The organism is Pseudomonas sp. DCB_AW (assembly GCF_026240895.1).
GTDB classification, from domain to species: Bacteria; Pseudomonadota; Gammaproteobacteria; order Pseudomonadales; family Pseudomonadaceae; genus Aquipseudomonas; species Aquipseudomonas kermanshahensis.
Genome location: NZ_JAPFCE010000173.1, coordinates 1 through 468, shown reverse-complemented (window position 1 = coordinate 468; position 468 = coordinate 1). Strand labels below are relative to the sequence as shown.

The 468-nt window shown below is 54.9% G+C and carries 1 rRNA gene; it reads left to right on the top strand.

The annotated features are described in order from the left end of the window. Window positions 1–468, top strand: a 16S ribosomal RNA gene (locus OO306_RS28125); the annotation flags it as partial.

Here is a 468-nt window from a genome sequence, read left to right as displayed (position 1 = left end):
GCCTACGGGGGGCAGCAGTGGGGAATTTTGGACAATGGGCGCAAGCCTGATCCAGCCATGCCGCGTGCAGGATGAAGGCCTTCGGGTTGTAAACTGCTTTTGTACGGAACGAAACGGCCTTTTCTAATAAAGAGGGCTAATGACGGTACCGTAAGAATAAGCACCGGCTAACTACGTGCCAGCAGCCGCGGTAATACGTAGGGTGCAAGCGTTAATCGGAATTACTGGGCGTAAAGCGTGCGCAGGCGGTGATGTAAGACAGATGTGAAATCCCCGGGCTCAACCTGGGAACTGCATTTGTGACTGCATCGCTGGAGTACGGCAGAGGGGGATGGAATTCCGCGTGTAGCAGTGAAATGCGTAGATATGCGGAGGAACACCGATGGCGAAGGCAATCCCCTGGGCCTGTACTGACGCTCATGCACGAAAGCGTGGGGAGCAAACAGGATTAGATACCCGAGTAGTCCG